Here is an 18,270-nt window from a genome sequence, read left to right as displayed (position 1 = left end):
GCGTATCAACTCACCATGGCATGGGAGCGGGCTGCATGATGTTCGAGGTTTCCTCCACAGCGTTCACTTTCGCCTCGCCAATAGCCGCGCCAGACTCTGCCCCAGCTCGTCCTGGCGAAACGGTTTGCGCAGTACCTCGAAGCCATGCAACTCACGCGGCGTCAGGTTGGTGTAACCGGTAATGATCAGCACCGGCAATTGCACCAGCTGCTCGCGCACCTGCTGGGCGAAGCGCACGCCGGTAGTCTCGGCCATGACATGATCGGTCAGCAGCACATCGGGCAGCAGGCCCTTGTCCAGCAACGCCAACGCCTGGGCCGGCCCCTCGGCCTCGGTCACCTCGTAGCCGAGGGCGCGCAGTTGCAGGAGCGTGGCCTGACGCACCAGTGGCTCGTCGTCCACCAGCAGCACGCGGATCTGGCCTTGCGCCCGGGGAACCTCGAGCGGCTTGGCCGCTTCATCAACCACTTCCTGCTCGCTGGCCGGGAGCCACAAGGTCGCTTCGGTGCCCTCACCCACGCGCGAACGAATGCCGAAGCCGCCGCCGGACTGCAGCGCCAGGCCCTGCACCATCGGCAAGCCAAGCCCGGTGCTGCGGCCCACGCCCTTGGTCGAGTAGAACGGCTCGACGCAATGCGCCAGCACCTCCTCGCTCATGCCACAGCCATTGTCGGTGACCCGCAGCCACACCTGTGGCCCTGCCTGCAGACCGGGCGGACCAGGCGTACCGTCGCCGCCAAGACCGGCGCGTATGGTCAACTTCCCGCCCTCGCCCATGGCATCGCGGGCATTGACCACCAGGTTCAGCAAAGCCAGTTCGAGTTGGTGCGGGTCCACCAGCACCCCCGGCAGTGCCGTCTCGACACTGACCTCCATGGCAACGGTCGGGCCCAGCGAGCGAGCGATCAGCTCGCGCATGTCCCCCACCAGTGCCGCCAGCGACACCGTCGTCGGCTTGAGGGTCTGCCGCCGCGCGAAGCTGAGCAGGCGCCCGACCAGATTGCGCGCGCGCTCGGCCGCCTGCAGGCCGCCATCGATGAGGCGCTCGGCGCGCTCCGGTTGTGGATGGCGGCGCAGCAGTTCCAGGGAAGCGATGATCGGCGTCAGCATGTTGTTGAGGTCGTGGGCAATGCCGCCGCTAAGCTGGCCGATCATCTCCATCTTGCGTGCTTCATGCAGTTGCACCAGTGCGGCCTCGCGCTGGGCAAGCATGTTGGCCACCCGCTCCTCCAGGTTTTCGTTGAGCATGTGCAGGGCGCGCTCGGCACGGGCGTGAGTGACCGCCGCCCAGACCTGCCGGGCGGCCTCTTCCACCAGCAGGCATTCGCTCTCGCCCCAGGCGTGGGGTGCATGAAAATGCACCGCGAGCATGGCCTCCAGGCGTTCAGCGCGCAGCACCGGAACGTGCAGCGTGGCGCACAGGCCCTTGAACCGGGGCGGCACGCCCTGGCTCGCCTCATAGTTGCGCTGCACCGCCTGACCGGCCAGTAGCGCCTCGCGCAGGGTCGGGTCCAAGGCCGAGTACTGGTTGAAGCCGACCATCGACGGTACTTCGGCGGCCCACTCCTGAGCAACTCGATAGCGTCGGCCATCGCCCAGGTCCTCGCCGAAGCAGACCCGCGCCGCGCCCAGTTCCTCCCCCAGGCGGCGCACCGCATGGGCCTCGATGCGCTCGGCCTCGCCCAGGCCCGGCAAGGCCTGGCGCAACTCCTGGAGAAACGCCTGGCGTTGCTGGAAACGCACCCGCTCGGTGGTGTCGGTGACGATGCACAGCACGCCGCCCACCCCACCGTCGGCCTCGCGCACGGCAGAGTAGGAGACATCGAAATAGGCGGTTTCGCCCGGGCCATGTCGCTCGATATAGAACGGCCGATCCCGGGCCGAGAAGGTCACCCCGGTTTCACGCACTCCGCGCAGCAGCGGCTCGAGGTCGTTCCACAACTCGCTCCAGTGCTCCTGTCCGGGCCGGCCCAGGGCCGCGGGGTGCTTGCTGCCGATGGTCGGCCAGTAGGCATCGTTGTACAACGCGATGTACTGCGGCCCCCAGAACAGCACGATCTGCGCCTGCGCCGGCAGGAGCATGGCCACCACCGACTGCAGCACTGGCGACCAGCCATCCGGCACTCCGAGCGGAGACTGTCGCCAGTCCATCGCCTGCAACAGGCAGCTGACTTCGCCACCGCCGCCCAGGAAGCTCGGCAGTGCTTGCAGGTTAACCGTCTTGCTCTCCTGGCGCGCTTTCATGTCTCGGTTTTCCCGGGCACGTTTTCTTTCCTCTGAGGGTAAGAAGTCGCCCGGTGGCAAAACGTTCCATCGGATCGACGCCGACGATCAACGGCGTCCTTCGGCCAGCATGCGCAGCGCCAGCGCCGCCAGCACCGTGCCCATCAGCCAGCGCTGGACTTGCTGCCACACCGGCCTGCCGGCCAGGAACACGGCGATGGAACCGGCCATCAGCGCGATCAGCGCGTTGACCGTGACGCTGATGGCGATCTGCGTGCTGCCCAGCACCAGCGACTGCGCCAGCACGCTGCCGTGGCCGGGCTCGATGAACTGCGGCATCAGCGACAGGTACATGACCGCGATCTTGGGGTTCAGCAGGTTGGTCAGAAACCCCATCATGAACAGCCGCCGCGGGCTGTCGGCCGGCAGGGCGCGGACCTGGAACGGCGAACGCCCGCCCGGGCGCAGCGCCTGCCAGGCCAGGTACAGCAGGTACAGCGCGCCGCCGATGCGCAGGGCGTCGTAGGCGAAAGGCACGGCCATGACCAGCGCGGTGATGCCCAGCGCGGCGCAGAGCATATAGAAGACGAAGCCCAGCGCCACGCCACCCAGCGAGATCAAGCCGGCGCCACGCCCCTGGCAGATGGAGCGGGAGATCAGGTAGATCATGTTGGGGCCCGGCGTCAGCACCATGCCCAGGCTGATCAGGGCGAAGGCCAGCAGGTTGGAGGGTTCTGGCATTGCAAGTCCTCTTTGTCGGTAGTGCCATACCTGGCATTTTTGCCAGTTTCACTGGCCTGGGGCGCACGTTAACGTGGATTGGTCATTTCTGAACAGTGGGTGGGAAGGTGGTTAGTCCAGATACCAGGCTGCTGGCAGGCGACTTGGCAGGCTCCGTGCTGATCGCGTCGCGAGGGGCATTGCGCCATGGGTTCGTTTTCTCGGTTTACGGCCATGATCCGGTCCAGGCGGTTGTCCGCGCGCAGCTTGGCTTCAATGGCGTGATACGGGAACTGTTGACGGGCTGTTACCTGCTCGGCAATGGGCATCGTGCGTTCAGCCCGACATTGATGCGGTTCCACTCGCCGGACGGGCTCAGCCCTTTTGCGGCGGGTGGGATCAATGCCTATGGGTATTGCGGGGGGGATCCGGTGAATCATGTGGATCCTGATGGGAGAATGACCAAGCGTCCAACAGCACTCGTGTCTGATCCAGCCTTGACGAACGCTTCCGCGACAAAAGAGTTAACCCTTCAAATAAACGCCACTTCATACGACCAGATGGCTAACCTGATAAACTCAAGCCCGGAGTTTGCGCCATTGGTCATAAAGACCACTGCTGAGAACGCCTTATTTCATGCTCTCGCATTACCCAACAAAGACCGAGTACACCAGGATAAAGTGCGCTTGGAAACACCCTCTCTGGGAATCCTACGTATTGACCAAGAGCGATTTGAAGATGTAGTGCTCCAAGGGTCGAGAGCACGTGAGGCGTACAAAGTCTATTCTGCTGTTCCCAATGAGTCGAACAAAGCTAAATACCTAGAAGAAAAGTCCGACTATGGAAAAGCCAGGGAAGTCCTTATAGATGCCTACAAGTTTGCAATTGAGGATTTTCGAAGTAAACCCTGAGCCGTGTCATCTTGGATTAATTCCTTACACATCCGTCCTTGAAACCCTCGCCCTGCCCCGGTAACCTTTGCGCGCTGCTGTAAGTCCAGCAGCCGGGTTTGGTCACCCGCGAACATCAAGGCGCACAAGCGCCCGCTCTGCGATTCAGTTGGCGCTTTTTTGTGCCCGGCTGTCTCGTTTTATGGCGGCTGTGCGTGGGGCGCCTCTGTGCGCGCCGGTTTCCTTGATTCCCGGTTGACCAACCCGCGTACAGTCGCCACCCATTCGTTTGGTCACGTCGAGTGGCGGCTCCATTGAATCAAGGAGCGACATAATGACAAAAGGCTTACCTGATCCTCCGTCTCGCGCCACCACGGCGCACTCCAGCTTCGGCAACTGCGAATGCAGCCACCCTTCCCTGTTCGCCGTGCGTGAAGGCGTGGACTTCGAAGATGTGCTGGTGCACCTGTCCACCCTGCTCAAGGGCGCATTCGCCACCAACCTCAAGGCCATGGAGCTGGCGACCGGCACCTGTCACGACCTGCTGCTGGGCAACGACCACGGGCTGGACGCGGCCAAGGCGGTAGTCGAGGCGTTGCTCGATGGCGTGGAAATGCAGCAGGTGGAAAAGGCGCGCCTGCGTACCGTCTGAAGGGCCCCATCGCGGGGCAAGCCCGCTCCCACGCAGGCAACCACCCCTGTGGGAGCGGGTTTGAACTGGCCTAATGATTTTGGACACCTTCATCGGGCGCTATGATGGCGCCCAATTGGAGGCAAAATCAGTGCGTAAATCTTATTCAAGAGAATACAAAGTCCAAGCTGCCGAAATGGTGCTGGACGGTGGGCAGTCAGTTCCTGAGGTCTGTGCCGCCCTTGGGCTGGGCCCTACCGCGCTTCGCCGCTGGGTTGACCAGGTGCGTGAAGAGAGAACCGGTAAGGTTCCGGCTGGAGCCAAAGCGATTACACCCGAGCAGCAACGAATTGAAGAACTCGAAGCGCTGGTTCGGCAAAAGGATCGGGATATCGAAATCCTAAAAAAGGCCAGTGCTCTCCTGCTTCGGGACTCCAAAGATCGTTCTCGCTGATCAACGAGCTGAGTGAGCAATACCCTGTTGTCGTCTGCTGCCGCGTGCTTGGGGTTAAGCGCAGCAGTTTCTATGCGTGGCGCAAACGACAAGGACGTGAAAACCCGGCAAGAGATGCGCTACGCCTGCTGGTAATCAAGCACTTCAACGCATCGCGAAGTGCTTCTGGCTCGCGAACCCTGGCGCAGGAATTGCGGCACGAAGGCCATGAAATAGGACGATACAAGGTGCGTGCGCTAATGCGTGAAGCTGGCCTGAAGTGCAAACAGCGCAGGCCGCACCGCTATCGGTCATCAGGGGCAGAAGCGTTGATCGCCGAGAATCAGCTGAAGCGCAATTTCAAGGTTTCGGCGATCAATGAGGTTTGGTGTGGCGATGTGACCTATATCCAGGTTGGCAGGCGCTGGCTGTACCTAGCCGCCGTGATTGACCTCTATGCCCGTCGCGTAGTGGGTTGGGCATTCTCGATGATTGCAGATGCCAACTTAGCTTGTAACGCCCTGCGCATGGCCGCTGAATCGCGGGGTAGGCCGGCGGGCGTAATGTTTCATTCAGACCAGGGCTGTCAGTACACCAGCCATAAATTCAGAGCCGCGCTCGATGAGTACAACTTGAACCAGAGCATGAGCCATCGAGGCCAATGCTGGGATAACGCTGCCATGGAGCGATTCTTCGGAGCATTGAAATCAGAATGGGTGCCGGCAGAGGGTTACGAGACCGAAGCGCAGGCACGAGTGGATATCCAGGCTTATCTGATGCGCTACAACCTCAAGCGCCTCCACAGCTACAACGGCTATGAAACGCCAGTAGCCATGGAGGAAAAGCTCAAGGCAGCGGCATGAACCTTAACCGGTGTCCAAAATTACTTGACCAGATCAGTTTACCCGCGAACACCGGCGCAGCCGGTGCCATAAAACGCATTGCCTTCTTCGCGGGTAAACCCGCTCCCACAGGGTATCCGATGCGCGCTCGAGTATTGTTTCCTGCATCGCATCGCGGTCCCTGTGGGAGCGGGCTTGCCCGCGAACACCGGCGCAGCCGGTGCCATGCGCCAGGGGATCGCCCACGCAAACCGGCAACTCACCCTGTCGCAGATGAAACCCAACCTCAGATACGACGAAAAACTGCACAATTGATAGTCATTCGCCATTAACTCGTTCTCGGAAGCACCCGCCCGGGGGTAGAATGCCGCAAAACCGGGAGCCGCGATGAACCAGGACCGCCACATTCCAAGCGACGAAGATGCCATTACCGATGCCGCCGCGCATTGGTGCATGCGCCTGCACGCCGACGACTGCACGGCGGGCGAGCGCGAGGCGTTCGGCCAATGGTTGGCGAGCGACCCGCGGCACGCCGAGGAATACCAGGCGATGCTGGAAATCTGGGACACCGCCGACCTGCTCCCACGTAGCGCCCAGGTGATCCCACTGCCCACCCGGCAAGCGACGCCGACGCGTCACTGGCGCCCGTTCGCCTCGGCTGCCGCCATCGCCCTGCTCGCGTTGCCCCTGGCCGGTTGGGTCGGCTGGGAGCAAGGTTGGCTGCCCAACGGCTACCAGCACTTCGAAGCCACCGACCAGTTGCGCCACGTGCGCCTGAGCGACGGCAGCAGCGTCGAGCTGAACCTGCATAGCGAATTGCGCTTCCTCAACTACAAGGACGAGCGCAAGGTCACCCTGGTCAAGGGCGAGGCGTTCTTCAAGGTCACCCACGACAGCAACCACCCGTTCATCGTCCACGCCGCCAACGGCCAGACCCGGGTTACCGGGACCCAGTTCAACGTGTGGAAGTATCAGGACCAGGTCAAGGTGACGCTGGTGGAAGGCTCGGTGCTGGTCAGCGCCGGCGGCAACACTGGCGGCTACCGTCTTGGCCCGGGCATGCAGGCCAGCTACCACAAGGGCGATTTCGAACCCGAACTGAACCAGAGCGACGATTACGGCAACAGCCTGGCCTGGCGCAGCGGCAAGCTGGTGCTGGACAACCTCAGCCTCGGCCAGGCCCTGCCGGTGATCAACCGCTACCTGGACAAGCCGCTCATGGTGGCCGACGACAGCACCGCCAGCATTCGCATCAGCGGTGTCTACAGCACCCGCGAGGTCGCACGCCTGGTCGACACCCTGCCCAAGGTGCTGCCGGTGTACCTGACCCGCAGCAAGGACGGCAGCACCGTCCTCAACCGCATCGTCCCCGCGCCGACCCGCGGCTGAGCTGAAGCTGCGCCCTCTGCCCCTGTAGGAGCGGTCTTGTGCCGCGAAAGGGCTGCGCAGCGGCCCCAGGGTATCAGCGTTTACGCAAAGATCGCCGGGGCCGCTTTGCGGCCCTTTCGCGGCACAAGGCCGCTCCTACAGAGACAGCGTGCGGCTGTGACAGCAGATCAGAGCGTCATCGCCGCCAACCAGCCAAACGCCAGCAGCGGCAGATTGTAGTGGATGAACGTCGGCACCACGGTATCCCAGATGTGATGGTGCTGTCCGTCCACGTTCAGCCCCGAGGTCGGCCCCAGGGTCGAGTCCGACGCCGGCGATCCGGCATCACCCAGTGCGCCGGCGGTACCGACGATGCACACGGTGGCCAGCGGGTCGAAGCCCAGCTGCACGCACAGCGGCACGAAGATCGCCGCCAGGATCGGCACGGTGGAGAACGACGAGCCGATGCCCATGGTCACCAGCAGCCCCACCAGCAGCATCAGCAGCGCGCCGACGCCCTTGCTGTGGTCGATCCACTGGGCCGAGGCTTCCACCAGGCTCTTGACCTCGCCGGTGGCCTTCATCACTTCGGCAAAGCCGGAGGCGGCGATCATGATGAAGCCGATCATCGCCATCATCTTCATGCCTTCGGTGAACAGGCTGTCGGTGTCCTTCCAGCGCACGATGCCCGACAGCGAGAAGATCAGGAAGCCGACCATCGCACCGATGATCATCGAATCCAGCCACAGCTGGATGATGAACGCGGCGCCGATCGCCACCCCGGCCACCAGCAGGGTCACCGGGTTGTACTGCACGCTGACCTGCTCGACCTGTTCGATGCGTTCCAGGTCGTAGTCACGCTTCTTGCGGTAGCTGAAGAACACCGCCAGCAACAGACCGGCGAGCATGCCCGCCGCCGGGATGGCCATGGCGTGGGTGACGTTGACGCCGCTGACGTCCACCCCGGCGCGGCTGACGTTGGCCAGCAGGATCTCGTTGAGGAAGATGTTGCCGAAGCCCACCGGCAGGAACATGTACGGGGTGATCAGGCCGAAGGTGATCACGCAGGCGATCAGCCGGCGGTCGATGCGCAGACGGGTCAGCACGTACAGCAGCGGCGGCACCAGCAAGGGAATGAAGGCGATGTGGATCGGCAGGATGTTCTGCGACGACACCGCCACCACCAGCATCAGGCCGACCAGCAGCCACTTGACCTTGCCACCGTCGGCATGGCCCTGGCGATCGATCATCGCCAGCGCCCGGTCGGCCAGGGCATGGGCCAGTCCGGACTTGGCGATGGCCACCGCGAAGGCGCCGAGCAAGGCATAGGACAGGGCCACCGTGGCCCCGCCACCCAGGCCTCCATTAAAGGCCTTGAGCGTACCCTCGATACCCAAGCCACCGACCAGGCCTCCGGCCAGGGCGCCGATGATCAGGGCGATGACCACATGCACGCGGGACAGGCTCAGGATCAGCATGAGCCCGACCGCGGCAATCACTGCATTCATGGTGTGCGAACCTCGTTACGACAGACAAAAAGCGGGCATTCCGGCGACAGACTGCGCGCAGGCAGTGGCCGGACCAGGGGATGTTGTTATGAAGGGCGCACACTCTGAAGCACAGGCCGGCAGAAGTCAAAAGCGTCTGCGCCGCAACATCGCGTAGGGAATAGACGAAAGTCGCAGGGTTTAATTGAACGTTTGAATAAAGAAAAATCCGAGCAGGCCGACACAGTCGGCAGCATCAAACCTATTACAAGGGATTTTCCCCATGCCTTTGCTGCGACAACTCTCCATCCAATGGAAGATCACCCTGCTGGCGGGCCTGTGCCTGGCGGCCATCGTCACCCTGCTCGTCGGCCTTTCGCTGTACCGCATGGACCACAGTTCGGACCTGGTGAAAGCCAGCAGCATGCGCATGCTCTCCGACTCGGCCCAGTCGCGCATCGAATCCCAGGGTGAGGTCCAGGCCCTGAACATCCGCCGCCAGTTCATGGACGCCTACCAGTACGGCGCCGGTTTCGCCCGCCAGGTGCTGTTCCTGCGCGAACAGGCCGAGAAACGCTTCCTCGACGCCTACGACCTGCGCCAGGACATGACCGCCCAGGTGCGTGCCGCGTTGCAGGCCAACCCCGACCTGCTCGGCCTGTCGCTGGTGTTCGAGCCGGGCGCGCTGGATGGCAAGGACAAGTTGTTCGCCGGCCAGAGCGAACTGGGCAGCAACGAGACCGGGCGCTTCGCCCTGTACTGGTCGCAGCCGCGGGTCGGCCAGCTGACCTCGATGGCCCTGCCCGAGCACGACATGGCCAACACCGAGATCGGCCCCAGCGGCCAGCCGGCCAACACCTGGTGGGTGTGCCCGCGCAGCACCGGCACGGTGTGCGTGGTCGAGCCGTACTTCTATGACATCGACGGCCAGCGCGTGCTGATGACCAGCATCGTGTTCCCGCTCAAGGCGGGCGACAAGGTCATCGCCACCCTGTCCATCGACATCAACCTCAACAGCCTGCAGGCCCTGAGCCAGACCGCCAGCCGCAGCCTCTACGACGGCCAGACCACCGTCGGCATCCTCAGCCCCGTGGGCCTGCTGGCCGGCTACAGCGCCGACGCCGGCAAGCTGGCCCAGCGCTTCGACCAGGTCGACCGCACCCAGGGCGCGGAGCTTGTGCGCAAGCTCGCCGACGGCAAGCTGCAGATCCTTCACGACCAGCAACGCCTGAAAGTGCTGGCCGCTTTCGAGCCGATCCCTGGCGGCAAGCCATGGGGCGTGCTGCTGGACGTGCCGGAAAGCGCCCTGACCGGTCCGGCCGAGGCCCTCAAGGTTGAACTCGACGCCCTCAACACCAGCGGTACCCTGCTCGAACTGGGCCTGGGCCTGGCCGCCGCCATCGCCGGCCTGCTGCTGGTGTGGCTGATGGCCCGCGGCGTGACCCGGCCGATCCTCGGCGTGGCCGCCATGCTCAAGGACATCGCCAGCGGCGAAGGCGACCTGACCCGCCGCCTGCAGTACGACAAGCAGGATGAGCTGGGCGAGCTGGCCGGCTGGTTCAACCGCTTCCTCGACAAGCTGCAGCCGACCATCGCCGAGGTGAAACGCTCGGTGCAGGCCGCTCGCGGCACCGCCGACCAGTCCGCGGCGATTGCCGCCGAGACCAGCGCCGGCATGGAGCAGCAATACCGCCAGGTCGACCAGGTGGCCACCGCCTCCCACGAGATGAGCGCCACTGCCCAGGACGTTGCCCGCAGCGCGGCCCAGGCCGCCCAGGCCGCGCGCGAAGCCGACCAGGCGACCCGCGAAGGCCTGGCGGTGATCGACCGCACCACCACCAGCATCGACACCCTGGCCGCCGACATGAGCGGCGCCATGGCCCAGGTCGAGGGGCTGGCGCGCAACAGCGAGAAGATCGGCTCGGTGCTCGAGGTGATCCGCTCTATCGCCGAGCAGACCAACCTGCTGGCGCTCAACGCCGCCATCGAGGCCGCTCGCGCCGGTGAGGCCGGCCGTGGCTTCGCCGTGGTCGCCGACGAGGTGCGCAACCTGGCCCGCCGCACCCAGGAGTCGGTGGAGGAAACCCGCCAGGTGATCGAAGCCCTGCAGGCCGGCACCCAGGAAGTGGTCGGCGCCATGGACAGCAGCCACCGCCAGGCCCAGGGCGGCGTCGAGCAGGTCGGCCAGGCCGTCACCGCGCTGCAGCGCATCGGCCAGGCGGTGACCGTGATCACCGACATGAACCTGCAGATCGCCAGCGCCGCCGAGGAGCAGAGCGCGGTGGCCGAGGAGATCAACAGCAACGTCGCCACCATCCGTGACGTGACCGAGTCGCTGAGCGGCCAGGCCAACGAATCGGCGCGGGTCAGCCAGTCGCTCAACAGCCTGGCCAACCAGCAGCAGGGGCTGATGGATCAGTTCCGCGTTTGATTCCACCCCGTCGGGGCCGCTTTGCGGCCCCGGCAACTTCGTCGTCTACACTTCTGCCCGAACCCAAGGACCGGCAACCGACGAGGCCCCGATGAAGAAAGTCCCCACCCTTCTGGCCAGCCTGCTCCTCGCCTTCGGCCTGGCCAGCACCGATTCTGCCGCTGCTGCGGACCAACCCGCCCCCATCCACTTCGGCGCCATCGGCTGGGAAAGCGGTGCCCTGACCACAGAGATCCTGCGCCTGATCGTCGAACACGGTTACGGCTACCCCACCGACACCCTCCCCGGCAGTACCGTCAGCATGGAAGTGGCCCTGGCGCGCAACGACCTGCAGGTAATCGCCGAGGAATGGGCCGGGCGCAGCCCCGCCTGGGTCAAGGCCGAACAGGCCGGCCAGGTGTTCGCCCTGGGCGACACGGTGAAGAACGCCGAGGAAGGCTGGTGGGTGCCGGCCTACGTGATCAAGGGCGACCCTGCACGCGACCTGAAACCCTTGGCCCCGGACCTGCGCAGCGTCTACGACCTCAAAGACTACCCCCAAGTGTTCAAGGACCCCGAGGTACCCGGCAAAGGCCGCTTCCTCAACAGCCCCAGCGGCTGGACCTCCGAGACCGTCAACAGCCAGAAGCTCAAGGCCTACGGCCTAGACGGGCTGTACAACAACTTCCGCAGCGGCTCCGGCGCCGCCCTCGACGCCGAGATAGGCTCGGCGATCCGCCGAGGTCAGCCTGTACTGTTCTACTACTGGAGCCCGACCCCGTTGATGGGCCGCTACGACCTGGTTCGCCTGGAGGAGCCGGCGTTCGATGCCACCGCCTGGGCCACCCTGACCGATGCCGCTAACCCCAACCCGAAAGGCAGCCGCTCATTGCCGGCCAAGCTCTCGATCGGCGTGTCGAAGGCATTCCGTGACGCCCACCCCGAGCTGGTCGCGGTGTTCGAAAAGGTCGACCTGCCCATCGCCACCCTGAACAAGGCCCTGGCACGCATGAGCGAAACCCGCCAGCCGCCCCGCGAGGCCGCCCTCGCCTTCCTGCGCGACAACCCCGCTGTGTGGAAGGCCTGGATGCCCGCCGAAAACGCCGCCAAGGTCGAGGCCGGCCTGTGAGTGGTGGTTTCCCCGAAGCCCTGCAATTCTCCTTCGCCGCCTGGGTCAACCGCCTGGTCGACTGGCTGGTGCTGCACTATGGCGATCACCTGCGCAGCATCTCCGACCAACTGCTGCAACTGCTGGTGGGCCTGGAGAACCTGCTCCGGTTACTGCCCTGGTGGCTGCTGTTGCTGCTGGTCGGGCTGCTGGCCTGGCACGCCAGCCGCAGCCTGGCACGGGCGTTGGTGTTGCCGCTGCTGCTGGCGCTGATCGGCATGCTCGGGCTGTGGGACAAGCTGCTGCAGACCCTCGCCCTGGTGCTGGTCAGCACCGGCCTGTGCGTGCTGGTCGGCGTGCCGCTGGGCATCCTGCTGGCCACTCGCCCCCTGGCCCGGCGCCTGATCCTGCCGGTGCTCGACGTGATGCAGACGCTGCCGGCCTTCGTCTACCTGATCCCGGTGCTGATGCTGTTTGGCCTGGGCAAGGTGCCAGCGGTGTTTGCCACCCTCATCTATGCCCTGCCGCCGCTGGTTCGCCTGACCGATCTGGGCCTGGCACAGATCGACCCGTCGCTGCTGCAGGCCGCCCACGGCCTGGGCGCCAGCCGCTGGCAGCGCTTGCGCCGCATCGCCCTGCCGCTGGCCTTGCCAAGCATCATGGCCGGGCTCAACCAGTCGGTGATGATGGCATTGTCGATGGTGGTGGTGGCGTCGATGATCGGCGCCCGCGGGCTGGGCGAAGACGTGCTGGCCGGGATCCAGACCCTGAACGTCGGCCAGGGCGTCGAGGCGGGGCTGGCGATCGTCGCCCTGGCGATGGTCATCGACCGCATCAGCCAGGCTTATGGACGACCTGGGCGCTGAGTTGAAGCCGTGCAGCTAGACTGTGGACAGCCCACCCTCAGGAATATCGACCATGCGCCTACCGTGGATTCTGTTCGGCCTGTCCCTCGCCCTGTTCGCAGGCCTCCTCCCCGCCGCTGACAGCCAGAAAGCCGCGGTCGCCGAAGACAAGGCTCAGGTACTGGAAGAAAAGGTGGCCGAGGATGCACCACCGCCGAAAAAGCAGGAGACCCTGACCCCTGGAGAAGTCCAGGCGGTCGACCCGGCGGGCCAGTCGCCGATGGATGACAGCATCACCTGCCTGGCGCGCACCATCTACTGGGAGGCCAAGGGTGCCAATGCCCAGGACATGGGTGCGGTAGCCAGCGTGGTGCTCAATCGCCTGGGGCACGAGGGCTTTCCCGACAGCATCTGCGCGGTGGTCAAGCAAGGTGTAGAGAGCAAGAGCTGCCAGTTTTCCTGGTGGTGCGATGGACGCCCCGATCAGGTGGAAGAAGAGGAACGCTATGCAGTGGCCAAGGAAATTGCCCGCAAGGCCCTCAACCAGCAGTTGAAGGACCCCACCGGCGGCGCGCTGTATTTTCACGACCGCAACGTCAACCCGGATTGGGCCAAGGCCTACCGCAAGACGGCCGAGACCACGCACTTCCTGTTCTACAAACCGAACCAAGCGCTAGCCCGATGATGACCGGCGGCAGTCCGACATTGATCCGTGGGCGCCTCGTACGACAATGAAATCGGTCCATCTGAGCCAAGACTTCGCCCATCAGTGTTCCCACAATCTTGTCCTCCAGCATCCTTCGCGTGATCAGACCTCAGGCCAACGCTCGCCTTCAGCGTGGAACCATGTTTTCGCGTATCGTACCCGCCTCCCCCCTCCTGCACGGCCCAACCTGCCAAGCCACGAACCGGAGCCTGCCCCGCGTGTCCCTCAAAGCCTTGCGCACCCTGGTCACCATCGCTCGCCACGGCACCTTCGCCCGCGCCGCCGACCTGCTGAGCCTGACCCCCTCGGCGGTGAGTCTGCATATCAAGACCCTGGAGGTCGAACTGCAGGTCTCCCTGTTCGACCGCAGCCGCCGCCAGGTCATGCTGACCGAGGCTGGCCAACTCGCAGTGGTCCGTGCCGAAGGCATCCTGGCCGCCTACGACGAGCTGGCAGACACCCTGGCCAGCGGCCCAAGCTTGCGTGGGCGCCTGCGCATCGGCGCAATTCATACCGTGCTTGCCCGGCGCCTGCCCAAGGCGCTGGTGTGGATCAAGGCGCACCACCCCGAACTGCATGTCAGTGTGGTTTCGGGCATGTCGGCAGAGCTCGCCCGACGGGTCGAGGATGGGGAGCTGGACGCGGCGATCACCACCGAGCCGGTCAGCCCCTACCCGCAGAGTCTTCAGTACACGCCGCTGTTCGAGGACCGCTTCTGGGCCATCGCCAGCCCGGAACTGGCCGACCAGAACCTGCCGACGCTGCTCGCCGAGCAGCCGTTCCTGCGCTTCGACAAACGCGCCTGGGCCGGTCGGCAGATCGAGCAGGAGCTGCGTCGCCAGCGGCTGCAGGTGAACGAGCAGATGGAACTGGACAGCCAGGAGGCCTTGGCGCGTATGGCGGCCATGGGGCTGGGGGTGGCGGTGATTCCCATGAGCGACGACGACCTCGAGCGGCTGCCAGCAGCCACCGTGCTGCCCTTCGGCGAACCGCAGCTGATCCGGCGTATGGTGCTGCTGGAGCATGAGAAGAGTCAGCGCCGGCATTTGAGTGCAGTGTTGAGGACCGCGTTGGAGGCCTGATCACAGTGTCGCGCCGCGAACCATGATTGCGCGGTCAGCGCGCACCCAGTGGGAGCGGCTTCAGCCGCGAAGCAAGCGACGCAGTGGATGGCACCGGCTTCGCCGGTGTTCGCGGCTAAAGCCGCTCCCACAGGATAAAATTAAATCAATGAGTCACGCATTGGTCATGGAGCGCGGGCTTTCAGTTCGTGCAGTTTTTCTCAACAGTCGCTCAAGAAAACACCGTTTTTTCTGCTCACTCCACTCCGCTAGTCTGTGACGGTACCCGACCACGGACCCGCCCCCATGCTTCATCTGCTGCTCACCACCCTCGTCCCGATCATCCTGCTCATCACCCTCGGTACCTGGCTGCGAGTGCGTGGCTTTCTCGCCGAAACCTTCTGGCCCGGCGCCGAGCGCCTGAGCTACTACGTGCTGCTGCCGTCGCTGTTCCTCCACGGCCTGGCCACCGCCAACCTCGACGGCGTGCCGGTGCTGGGCATGGTGGGCGTGTTAATGCTCTCGACGCTGCTTGGCGCCCTGTTATTGGTGCTCTACCAGGGCGTTGCCAATTATGACGGTGCCGATTTCACCTCGGTATTCCAAGGTGGCGTGCGCTTCAACAACTACATTGGCGCGACCCTGGCCGCCGGTATCTACGGCACGGCCGGCATCGCCCTGGCGGCCGTGGCCAACGCCGCCATCGTGCCGCTGGTCAACCTGCTCTGTGTGCTGGTCTTCGCTCGCTTCAGCGCACGCCACAGCTCGCCGGCCGTGGTACTCCAGGCGATCTTTGCCAACCCGCTGATCATCGGCTGTGCCGGGGGGCTATTGCTGCGATTGACGGGCGTGGGCCTGCCAGCAGGCCTGGAGCCCACGGTCAAAGCCCTGGGCCAGGCGGCGTTACCTTTAGGACTGCTTTGCGTTGGCGCAGCACTGGGTGGCGCGCGGATCGGCCAGCAGGCCAAGCCCTTGGTAGTCTCGGCACTGTTCAAGTTCCTGGTCATGCCACTGACCACCTGGGCATTGTGCCAGCTGCTCGGGCTGGGCGGCCAGGCGGCGGTGGTGGCGGTGCTGTTCCAGGCCCTGCCCACCGCCTCGTCATCCTACGTGATGGCCCGACAGATGGGTGGTAACGCGCCGCTGATGGCGACCATCATCGCCCTGCAGACCATCATCGCCGCCGTGACGCTGCCAATGGTGCTGACATTGGCGCTGAGTTGAAACAATTCGCTTTGAGGGTGGGCAGCCCACGCTCAGGAGAAAGGCCAGCAAGCAAAAAAAGCGCCGCTGAGCATGACTGCCCAGCGGCGCGGGTATCGCATTGAAACAGCTGACTTGACTTAGTCGAAGTCGAAATCAGGCTGGCAGGATCCCATTGCCGTCGGGTAGTAACCCTCTGGGCATTCGATCGGCATCGGCAACCAGGACGATTGAGCCTGAGCTAAGCCAGCAGTGGCCAACAGAGCGACAAATGCGAACATTTTCATAACAGTTTCCTTCAGTAAATAATGTGGTTTAACCGCGACAAGTGAAACTTCTCATTCCGCCCTGTCATCAGTCCGACACACGATATCCCTTGTCGCAGGAAACGGCTTTCACCAAAGGCCCATCCATAACCCGGAAATCAACGCCTAAACCGTAGGAAATATGTCGAAAATGCCGAGTTAGACACCAATTTCATCACTTATCCTTCTCCAACATCCCCCGCTCGACAATGAAGTCGATCACCGCTTGCAACCCCTCACCCTTCTTCAGATTGCTGAAGGTCCACGGTCGCTCCGGGCGCATGCGCCGGGTATCACGCTCCATCACTTCCAGCGAAGCACCGACATAAGGCGCCAGGTCGGTCTTGTTGATCACCAGGAAGTCCGACTTGGTGATCCCCGGCCCGCCCTTGCGCGGGATCTTCTCGCCCTCGGCGACGTCGATCACGTAGATGGTCAGGTCGGCCAGTTCCGGGCTGAAGGTGGCGCTGAGGTTGTCGCCGCCACTCTCGACGAAGATCACTTCGAGGTTGCCGAACCTGCGCGCCAGATCTTCGACGGCGGCCAGGTTCATCGAGGCGTCCTCGCGGATCGCGGTGTGCGGGCAGCCGCCGGTCTCGACGCCGACGATGCGCTCGGGCGCCAGGGCCCCGGCCTCGGTGAGGATGCGCTGGTCTTCCTTGGTATAGATGTCGTTGGTCACCACGGCGATCTGGTAGTGGTCGCGCATGGCCTTGCACAGGCACTCGAGCAGCGCGGTCTTGCCGGAACCGACCGGGCCGCCGACACCGACGCGCAGGGGTTGCTGGTAGTTTTCCATCTAGGCAGTCCTCAGGAACGGAACAATCGGGTGTATTGGGTTTCGTGACGCGATGAGGCGATGGCCAGCAGCGGCAGGCCGCCGCCGAGCTGGTCGTCATCGAGGGCCAGGGCATGGTCGAGCACGGCGGGCAGCGCCTCGCCCAGGTCGCGCAGCAAGGTCTGGGCGGCCTGCTGGCCGAACGGCACCAGCTTCACCCCTGCCATCACCGCGCCTTCCAGCCAGGCGAAGCCATGGCCCAGGGCGAGCTGGCGCAACGGGATCGACCAATGCGCGCCGAGCCAGGCCATGCCGCCCAGCTGGCTGAGTTCGAGGCTGGCGCGCCAGGCCGGAGCCTGCGCCAGTTGCCAGCCATCGAGCAGGCGCGCCAGGGCGCTGCCGCGCTGGCGCTCCTCGAGGCGCAACTCGGCGGTCTCGCGGTTGGCCAGCAGGAACAGGCTCCAGTGGGCGAAGGCCTCGGCATCGTCCGCCTGGCAGGCCCGGTAGAGGCGCGCCAGCAGCGGCCAATCAAGATGGCCGAGGGTGTCGTGCAACTGCTCGCGCTGCCAGGCGGCAAAGCCCTTGGCATCCTTCACCCAGCCAGCTTCCACGGCCCACTCCAGGCCTTGCGAATAGGTGAAGCCACCCACGGGCAGCCCGGGGCTGGCCAGCTGCAGCAGGCGCAGCAGCGCCAGGTCGCTGGTCATCAACCGGCCAGCACCAGCGCGGCACCGGCCAGCAGGCCGCCGCCAAAGGCTTTCTGCAGGCCGGCATGGCGGCGCAGCAGGCAGCCGACACCGAAGCCTACAGCCAGCAGCAAGCCGCTGACCGTGACGAAGCCGACGCTGAACTGCCAGAACGCGCTGGGCGTGGCTTCCACGCCATGGGCCCAGCCGTGGAACAGGGCGAACACCGGCATGATCAGCGACAGCAGCAACTGGCGGCTCGGCAGCAGCATGGCGGCAGCGGCCACCAGCAGCGAGCCGAGGATCATCTGCTCCATGCCGACCACGTCGCCGAACAGATGGCCGCACACCGCGCCGCCGAACATCGCCGCCAGGGTCGCCAGCGGCAAGGTCAGGTTGCGCCGGGTCAGGGCGGCGAGCACGCCGGTGCCGAGCAGCATCAGCAGGTGATCGAGCCCGGTCAGCGGATGCAGCAGGCCGTCCTGCAGCGGGTTGGCGTCGTGGCCGGGGTGGGCGAAGGCCGGCAGGGCCACCATCAGCAGTACCAGGGCGAAAGTCTTTTTCATTGTGGGCT

The 18,270-nt window shown here is 64.6% G+C and carries 17 protein-coding genes and 1 pseudogene; 12 read left to right on the top strand and 6 right to left on the bottom strand.

What is annotated here, in order from left to right:
• Positions 1–63 precede the first annotated feature (63 nt).
• Both AC0MAZ_RS15535 and AC0MAZ_RS15530 read right to left on the bottom strand, forming a co-directional pair.
• A complete protein-coding gene (locus tag AC0MAZ_RS15535) occupies positions 64–2,244 on the bottom strand; it encodes an ATP-binding protein (RefSeq protein WP_475858422.1) in 2,181 nt (726 codons plus the stop codon).
• A gap of 87 nt (positions 2,245–2,331) precedes the next feature.
• On the bottom strand, positions 2,332–2,964 hold the full coding sequence (locus AC0MAZ_RS15530) for a LysE family translocator (protein ID WP_203646805.1): 633 nt from the start codon (positions 2,962–2,964) through the stop codon (positions 2,332–2,334).
• Between the two features lie 155 nt (positions 2,965–3,119).
• Between AC0MAZ_RS15530 and AC0MAZ_RS15525 the strand changes: the two genes are divergently transcribed.
• From AC0MAZ_RS15525 to AC0MAZ_RS15505, 5 genes are all read left to right on the top strand, one after another.
• The gene (locus AC0MAZ_RS15525; RefSeq protein ID WP_475858420.1) at positions 3,120–3,854 is read left to right on the top strand and encodes an RHS repeat-associated core domain-containing protein; all 735 of its coding nucleotides are present in this window, start codon (positions 3,120–3,122) and stop codon (positions 3,852–3,854) included.
• Positions 3,855–4,251: 397 nt separating this feature from the next.
• Complete coding sequence (locus AC0MAZ_RS15520; protein WP_475861441.1) at positions 4,252–4,485, top strand: hypothetical protein; 234 nt, start codon at positions 4,252–4,254, stop codon at positions 4,483–4,485.
• A gap of 73 nt (positions 4,486–4,558) precedes the next feature.
• Positions 4,559–4,918, top strand: a complete 360-nt coding sequence (locus AC0MAZ_RS15515; protein WP_475858264.1) for a transposase — start codon at positions 4,559–4,561, stop codon at positions 4,916–4,918.
• The gene (locus AC0MAZ_RS15510; protein ID WP_475861439.1) at positions 4,915–5,760 is read left to right on the top strand and encodes an IS3 family transposase; all 846 of its coding nucleotides are present in this window, start codon (positions 4,915–4,917) and stop codon (positions 5,758–5,760) included. The genes AC0MAZ_RS15515 and AC0MAZ_RS15510 overlap by 4 nt, the downstream gene beginning before the upstream one ends.
• 366 nt (positions 5,761–6,126) lie before the next feature.
• Positions 6,127–7,128 (top strand): FecR family protein, encoded by a 1,002-nt coding sequence (locus AC0MAZ_RS15505; protein WP_475858418.1) that lies wholly within the window; start codon positions 6,127–6,129, stop codon positions 7,126–7,128.
• 167 nt (positions 7,129–7,295) lie between these two features.
• Here AC0MAZ_RS15505 and AC0MAZ_RS15500 read toward each other — a convergent pair whose 3' ends face one another.
• Positions 7,296–8,615 carry a Na+/H+ antiporter family protein gene (locus AC0MAZ_RS15500; protein ID WP_198745489.1) on the bottom strand — a complete coding sequence of 440 codons (1,320 nt, stop codon included), beginning with the start codon at positions 8,613–8,615 and terminating at the stop codon, positions 7,296–7,298.
• A 262-nt stretch (positions 8,616–8,877) separates the two neighbouring features.
• Here AC0MAZ_RS15500 and AC0MAZ_RS15495 point away from each other — a divergent pair.
• The 7 genes and pseudogenes from AC0MAZ_RS15495 to AC0MAZ_RS15465 all read left to right on the top strand — a co-directional run.
• Positions 8,878–10,119: pseudogene (locus tag AC0MAZ_RS15495) on the top strand (methyl-accepting chemotaxis protein); the annotation flags it as partial.
• A gap of 150 nt (positions 10,120–10,269) precedes the next feature.
• Positions 10,270–11,025 carry a methyl-accepting chemotaxis protein gene (locus AC0MAZ_RS15490; RefSeq protein WP_371041468.1) on the top strand — a complete coding sequence of 252 codons (756 nt, stop codon included), beginning with the start codon at positions 10,270–10,272 and terminating at the stop codon, positions 11,023–11,025.
• Between the two features lie 91 nt (positions 11,026–11,116).
• Positions 11,117–12,133 carry an ABC transporter substrate-binding protein gene (locus tag AC0MAZ_RS15485; RefSeq protein ID WP_475858416.1) on the top strand — a complete coding sequence of 339 codons (1,017 nt, stop codon included), beginning with the start codon at positions 11,117–11,119 and terminating at the stop codon, positions 12,131–12,133.
• Positions 12,130–12,978, top strand: coding sequence for an ABC transporter permease (locus AC0MAZ_RS15480; protein WP_198745492.1), 849 nt, complete (start codon positions 12,130–12,132; stop codon positions 12,976–12,978). Before AC0MAZ_RS15485 ends, AC0MAZ_RS15480 begins: the two co-directional genes overlap by 4 nt.
• A 52-nt stretch (positions 12,979–13,030) precedes the next feature.
• Positions 13,031–13,642: a cell wall hydrolase gene (locus AC0MAZ_RS15475; RefSeq protein ID WP_475858415.1), complete on the top strand. Its 612-nt coding sequence runs from the start codon at positions 13,031–13,033 to the stop codon at positions 13,640–13,642.
• A 239-nt stretch (positions 13,643–13,881) separates the two neighbouring features.
• Entirely contained in the window at positions 13,882–14,745 is an 864-nt protein-coding gene (locus tag AC0MAZ_RS15470; RefSeq protein WP_475858414.1) for a LysR family transcriptional regulator, read from the top strand.
• Between the two features lie 285 nt (positions 14,746–15,030).
• Positions 15,031–15,948 carry an AEC family transporter gene (locus AC0MAZ_RS15465; RefSeq protein ID WP_203646816.1) on the top strand — a complete coding sequence of 306 codons (918 nt, stop codon included), beginning with the start codon at positions 15,031–15,033 and terminating at the stop codon, positions 15,946–15,948.
• A 459-nt stretch (positions 15,949–16,407) separates the two neighbouring features.
• On the opposite strand, the gene ureG is transcribed toward AC0MAZ_RS15465, so the two are convergent.
• From ureG to AC0MAZ_RS15450, 3 genes are read right to left on the bottom strand one after another with little or no spacing between them, the layout of a single operon-like run.
• Positions 16,408–17,031: an urease accessory protein UreG gene (gene ureG / locus AC0MAZ_RS15460; RefSeq protein ID WP_203646818.1), complete on the bottom strand. Its 624-nt coding sequence runs from the start codon at positions 17,029–17,031 to the stop codon at positions 16,408–16,410.
• 11 nt (positions 17,032–17,042) lie between these two features.
• The gene (locus AC0MAZ_RS15455) at positions 17,043–17,717 is read right to left on the bottom strand and encodes an urease accessory protein UreF (RefSeq protein WP_203646820.1); all 675 of its coding nucleotides are present in this window, start codon (positions 17,715–17,717) and stop codon (positions 17,043–17,045) included.
• Positions 17,717–18,262 (bottom strand): HupE/UreJ family protein, encoded by a 546-nt coding sequence (locus AC0MAZ_RS15450; protein ID WP_232855211.1) that lies wholly within the window; start codon positions 18,260–18,262, stop codon positions 17,717–17,719. The genes AC0MAZ_RS15455 and AC0MAZ_RS15450 overlap by 1 nt, the downstream gene beginning before the upstream one ends.
• Positions 18,263–18,270: the final 8 nt, after the last annotated feature.

Source organism: Pseudomonas sp. A, assembly GCF_056270345.1.
Note: the sequence above shows the minus strand (reverse complement) of the source record. Positions and strands in the feature narration are given on the sequence as shown.

What these genes read in the sequence shown, in the direction of transcription:
- AC0MAZ_RS15535 (WP_475858422.1), bottom strand. Translation starts at nt 2,244, where the DNA reads ATGAAAGCGCGCCAGGAGAGCAAGACGGTTAACCTGCAAGCACTGCCG.
- AC0MAZ_RS15530 (WP_203646805.1), bottom strand. Translation starts at nt 2,964, where the DNA reads ATGCCAGAACCCTCCAACCTGCTGGCCTTCGCCCTGATCAGCCTGGGC.
- AC0MAZ_RS15515 (WP_475858264.1), top strand. Translation starts at nt 4,559, where the DNA reads ATGATTTTGGACACCTTCATCGGGCGCTATGATGGCGCCCAATTGGAG.
- AC0MAZ_RS15505 (WP_475858418.1), top strand. Translation starts at nt 6,127, where the DNA reads ATGAACCAGGACCGCCACATTCCAAGCGACGAAGATGCCATTACCGAT.
- AC0MAZ_RS15500 (WP_198745489.1), bottom strand. Translation starts at nt 8,615, where the DNA reads ATGAATGCAGTGATTGCCGCGGTCGGGCTCATGCTGATCCTGAGCCTG.
- AC0MAZ_RS15490 (WP_371041468.1), top strand. Translation starts at nt 10,270, where the DNA reads ATGGAGCAGCAATACCGCCAGGTCGACCAGGTGGCCACCGCCTCCCAC.
- AC0MAZ_RS15485 (WP_475858416.1), top strand. Translation starts at nt 11,117, where the DNA reads ATGAAGAAAGTCCCCACCCTTCTGGCCAGCCTGCTCCTCGCCTTCGGC.
- AC0MAZ_RS15475 (WP_475858415.1), top strand. Translation starts at nt 13,031, where the DNA reads ATGCGCCTACCGTGGATTCTGTTCGGCCTGTCCCTCGCCCTGTTCGCA.
- AC0MAZ_RS15465 (WP_203646816.1), top strand. Translation starts at nt 15,031, where the DNA reads ATGCTTCATCTGCTGCTCACCACCCTCGTCCCGATCATCCTGCTCATC.
- ureG (WP_203646818.1), bottom strand. Translation starts at nt 17,031, where the DNA reads ATGGAAAACTACCAGCAACCCCTGCGCGTCGGTGTCGGCGGCCCGGTC.
- AC0MAZ_RS15455 (WP_203646820.1), bottom strand. Translation starts at nt 17,717, where the DNA reads ATGACCAGCGACCTGGCGCTGCTGCGCCTGCTGCAGCTGGCCAGCCCC.
- AC0MAZ_RS15450 (WP_232855211.1), bottom strand. Translation starts at nt 18,262, where the DNA reads ATGAAAAAGACTTTCGCCCTGGTACTGCTGATGGTGGCCCTGCCGGCC.